5 protein-coding genes are annotated in these 5,009 nt (G+C 56.3%); all 5 read left to right on the forward strand.

Going from position 1 to position 5,009, the window contains the following annotated elements; translation table 11 throughout:
- Window positions 1-390: 390 nt before the first annotated feature.
- The gene (locus K8R57_09535) at window positions 391-2,100 is read left to right on the forward strand and encodes an NADPH-dependent assimilatory sulfite reductase hemoprotein subunit (protein ID MCE9588541.1); all 1,710 of its coding nucleotides are present in this window, start codon (window positions 391-393) and stop codon (window positions 2,098-2,100) included.
- Between the two features lie 7 nt (window positions 2,101-2,107).
- Window positions 2,108-2,788: a phosphoadenosine phosphosulfate reductase family protein gene (locus K8R57_09540; GenBank protein MCE9588542.1), complete on the forward strand. Its 681-nt coding sequence runs from the start codon at window positions 2,108-2,110 to the stop codon at window positions 2,786-2,788.
- A gap of 12 nt (window positions 2,789-2,800) precedes the next feature.
- On the forward strand, window positions 2,801-3,163 hold the full coding sequence (locus tag K8R57_09545; protein MCE9588543.1) for a four helix bundle protein: 363 nt from the start codon (window positions 2,801-2,803) through the stop codon (window positions 3,161-3,163).
- A gap of 38 nt (window positions 3,164-3,201) precedes the next feature.
- On the forward strand, window positions 3,202-4,104 hold the full coding sequence (locus tag K8R57_09550) for a sulfate adenylyltransferase subunit 2 (protein MCE9588544.1): 903 nt from the start codon (window positions 3,202-3,204) through the stop codon (window positions 4,102-4,104).
- Window positions 4,105-4,253: 149 nt separating this feature from the next.
- Window positions 4,254-5,009 (forward strand): GTP-binding protein (locus K8R57_09555; protein MCE9588545.1); only part of this gene is annotated, 756 nt, incomplete at its 3' end.

Raw genomic sequence — 5,009 nt, forward strand, 5'->3', positions numbered from 1 at the left:
CGCTCGAAGCGCAAACTCTGTTCTCTGGCTCATTAGGTCTAGGTGTTGCCACGGCATAGTCTCTTACCCTGCCAGTAAGAGCCCCATGGTGTTACCTATGTCCTGAACCTAAAGCGTTACCCATGTCCTGAACCTGTACCACGGAAATACTTAGCCGTGGGAGCCGCTTGAATAGACCATCGATTAAGTCGTCTTTATTTATGAAATATGATAATTTTTCTCGTCTGATAAATGCTTTCGTCTAAAATACCTACCTTACTCTTAAAAAAACCGTACAGTTCCGTTCGATACCACTCCAATACCCCTGCTAAGCACTAATAGATAACGATCTTATCGGTCGTTTTATTTTCACAATTCCCAATTGCCAATTCCCTATCACCTAAAGAGCCCATGAGCACCGAGACCACTCCAAAGCCCCTCGCCGTCAACGAGACGATGAAGATCAACTCCCACCACCTGCGTGGGCAGATCGCCGCAGACCTCGCCGATACCTCTACGGGGAATGTCAGCGAGGAGAGCAACCAGCTTGGAAAATTCCATGGTCTCTATATGCAGGATGACCGCGACCTTCGCAACACACTCAAGAAAGAAGGTAAGGAGAAGGCTTTCGCCTTCATGCTCCGCGTCCGACTTGCCGGCGGAAAGGCAACGCCAAAACAGTGGATTGTCCTCGATAAGCTGGCCGATGCCGTTGCCTCCCCCTCCCTGCGACTAACGACGCGCCAGACCTTCCAGTTCCACGGCGTCCTCAAGGGCAACGTGAAGAAACTCATCAAGGGAATGAACCAAGTGCTGCTCGACTCCATCGCAGCCTGCGGTGATGTGAACCGCAATGTCATGGCCCCACCGAACCCCGAGCGTTCGGAGATCCTCCAGCAGGTCTATGAGGACGCGGCGAACTGGAGCAACTATGCCCTCCCCAAGACCCGCGCCTACCATGAGATCTACCTCGACGAGGAACTCGTGGCCGGTGGCGAGCCCGAGATTGAGCCGATGTACGGTGACACCTATCTCCCCCGGAAATTCAAAACCGGCTTCGCCATTCCCCCTTCCAATGACGTCGATGTCTTCTCCCAGGATCTAGGCTATATCGCGATCGTCGAAAATGGAAAACTCGTCGGGTACAATGTGACCGTCGGCGGCGGCCTCGGCATGAGTCACGGCAATGCGGAGACCTTCCCACGCCTCGCTGACCTCCTCGGCTTCATCCCTGCAGACAAGGTGAACGAGGTCGGCGCTGCCGTTCTCACCACCCAGCGCGATTTCGGCGATCGCACCAACCGCAAGCACGCGCGCCTCAAATACACGATTCAGGATCGCGGCATCGAGTGGTTCCGCGGGGAGGTCCAGAAGCGCATTAGCTTCCAGCTTGAGGCGGCCCGCCCATTCCACTTCACCACGATCGAGGATCCCTTCGGCTGGCACGAGTGCTCCGACGGCACATGGTTCTACGGCCTCCACATCCTGAGTGGTCGCATCAAGGACACCCAGGGTTGGCCGATGAAGACAGCCCTGCGCGAGATCGCAGAGATCCACGAGGGAGACTTCCGCCTCACCCCGTCGCAGAACGTCACCATCTCCGGCGTCAGCACAGCCAAGAAGGCCGAGATCAGCGCCATCCTCGAAAAGCATGGACTCTCCCATGAGAACGATCGCTCCGGCCTCCGCCTGAACGCCCTCTCCTGCGTCGCTCTTCCGACATGCGGACTCGCCCTCGCGGAGAGCGAGCGTGATCTCCCTTCGATCCTGGGAAAATTCGAGAATGTCCTCGACGAAGCAGGACTGCGCGACGACGCCATCAGCCTCCGTATCACCGGATGCCCCAATGGCTGCTGCCGTCCCTACCTGGCGGAGATCGGATTCGTAGGCAAGGCCCCCGGAAAATATGCCCTCTACTTAGGAGCGAAGTACAACGGCACGAGGCTTAACCGCCTTTTCTCGCCGAGCATCACGATCGATGACGCCGTAACCCGGCTCACCCCGATCATCAAGCGCTTTGCCACGGAGCGCACTGAAGGTGAGGGCTTCGGCGACTTCTGCGACCGGGAGATCCTTCCTTCAGACGCCACCTTCCATAGCGTCGGAACCCAGGCAGCCTGATTGCCAAGTGTCGACGCAAGCCACGCCAGCACAGATCGCTTCCTGGAATGAGGAACTCAGGAGCAAGAGTCCCTTGGAGATCACCCATTGGGCGATCGCCCAAGCCAAGGAATCGGGAGGCAAAGCCATTGTCTCCACAAACTTCCGTCCGTTCGAGGCAGTAGTCCTTCATCTGGCCACACAGGCTCAGACCGATATTCCGGTTCTGTGGGTTGATCACGGATACAACCGTCCGGCCACCTACAAGCATGCGGAAGAGTTGAAAAACCTTCTCGCCCTCAATCTTAAGGCCTATCTCCCGAAGATCACGACCGCGCATCGCGATGCTCTGGATGGTCCCATCCCGACGCCGGAAGAGGAGGAGAAACTCAAAAGATTCAGCACCCTGATGAAGCTCGAACCCTTCCAGCGGGGCATGAAAGAACTGGCTCCGACCATCTGGATCACGGCACTCCGCAAAGTCCAGAACCCGAACCGCGCTGAGCTCGACATTGTCTCGGCCGACGGCAACTTCGGCTCCCTCAAGATCAGCCCCGTCTTCTATTTCTCCGATGAACAGATGGAGTCTTATCTCACCGAGCACAAGCTCCCCAACGAATGGGACTACTTCGATCCCGCCAAGGCCGACGAAAAGCGCGAGTGCGGACTCCATGCGGGGTGGGGAAAATCGGCAATAGGGAATGGGTGATAGGGCAACCACATGAGTGAACCTTTTGAAAATTCGGAAGCCTGGAAGTCTGCCCGCATACTAAGCAATGAGGTTTATGCATTATGCAGACGCTCACCCCTTTCAAAGGACTTCGGCCTCTGCGACCAGCTGCAGCGCGCCGCTGTATCCGTAATGAATAATCTGGCTGAAGGATGGGAAACCCTTCACATCGCGGAAAAGCGTCAAGCCTACAACTATGCCCGACGCTCCTGCGGTGAAGTTCGATCGATGAGCTATCTGCTACTAGATAACAAATTCATTTTGGTATCAGAACAAAACGAACTTCTCCAACTCTGCATCAAGACTGGAAAACTGATCTCCGGACTCATGCGCTCTCATCGTTCACGCGCTTAATCCCCATTACCCATCCCCAATCACCTATTACCCATACGATGAAATCGTATCATCTCGATCACCTGGATTACCTCGAAACGGAGGCTATCCACATCATGCGTGAGGTTGCGGCGGAGTTTGAGCGTCCGGCCATCCTCTTCTCGGGAGGCAAGGACTCGATCTGCCTGCTTCGCCTTGCGGAGAAGGCCTTCCGCCCCTCGGACATTCCGATGCCATTCCTCAACGTGGCGACGGGTCACGAGTTCCCCGAGCTCCTGGAATTCCGCGACCGGCGCGCCAAGGAACTGCATGCAAAACTTATCGTTCGTACCGTGGATGAGGCCCTGGAAAAGGGAATCGCAGTCCAGGCACCCGGACAGATCAGTCGCAACCAACTCCAGATTCCCGTCCTCTTGGGGGCGATCGAGGAGTTCCGCTTCGATTGCTGCATCGGCGGTGCCCGCCGCGACGAGGAAAAAGCCCGAGCCAAAGAGCGCTTCTTCAGCTTCCGCGATAGCTTCGGCCAATGGGATCCCAAGAACCAGCGACCCGAGATCTGGAACCTCTACAATGGTCGCCTGAATCCGGGTGAGAACATGCGTGTGTTTCCTCTCTCCAACTGGACCGAGATGGACGTCTGGGAATACATCAAGCGTGAGAAACTGGAGGTCCCCTCCATCTACTTCAGTCACCAACGCCGCTGCGTCCGTCGTGGAGGCCAGTGGGTTCCTGATACAGAGCTAATGCCGGCAAAGGCAAACGAGGAAGTGAAGGAGCTGATCGTTCGTGTCCGCACCATAGGCGACATCATCAGCACCGGCTGCGTGGAGTCCCCCGCCGCCACCTGCGATGACATCATCGCCGAGATCGCTGCAGCACGTGTCACCGAGCGTGGATCCCGCGCCGATGACCGCGTCTCGGAGGCGGCCATGGAAGACCGCAAGAAGGCGGGATATTTCTAAGAATTCTGAGATCTCCATGATTACACATCCGAAAGATATCGCGCAGAGACGCAGAGGCGCAGAGAGGAATACATAATAAGATGGGTTCATTCATCGATTCTACTTCTCCTTATTCCTGAGTTCCTGAGTTCCAGATTTTTTATTCCGCAATGACCACTGCAAATCATCCCATAGACCTTCTCCGCTTCAACACCTGCGGATCTGTTGACGACGGTAAGTCGACCTTGATAGGCCGTCTTCTCTACGACTCCAAGTCCCTCATGGAGGACCAGATAGAGGCCCTCGAGCGCTCCGCCGACATCACAGGCGGAGGGCAGATCAATCTCGCCAACCTCACCGATGGTCTGCGTGCTGAGCGTGAGCAGGGAATTACGATCGACGTCGCCTACCGCTACTTTGCGACTCCGCACCGCAAGTTCATCATCGCCGATACACCGGGCCACGTGCAGTACACGCGCAACATGGTCACCGGGGCCTCGACAGCAAACCTCTCGATCATCCTGATCGACGCGCGTCAGGGCGTCATCGAGCAGAGCCGTCGTCATGCGATCATCGCCTCCCTTTTGCGCATCCCCCACCTCGTCGTCGCCATCAACAAGATGGATCTGGTTGACTGGAGCGAGGAACGCTTTCTCGAGATCAAGGATCAGTTCGAGGAATTTCTGCCACGCCTTGACATCAAGGATGTGAAGTTCATCCCTGTGAGCGCTTTGCAGGGGGATAATATCGTCACCCTCTCTGCTCACACCCCATGGTATCCAGGTCCGACGCTGCTCGGTCATCTCGAGACCGTGCACATTGCCAGCGACTGGAACCTCTCGAACTTTCGTTTCCCCGTGCAGTGGGTAAACCGCCCGAATAATCCCACAGATCAGACCCTGCATGATTTCCGCGGCCTGAGTGGT

The sequence above is a fragment of the Verrucomicrobiota bacterium genome (genome assembly GCA_021413925.1).
Taxonomy (GTDB): Bacteria; Verrucomicrobiota; Verrucomicrobiia; order Chthoniobacterales; family UBA6821; genus UBA6821.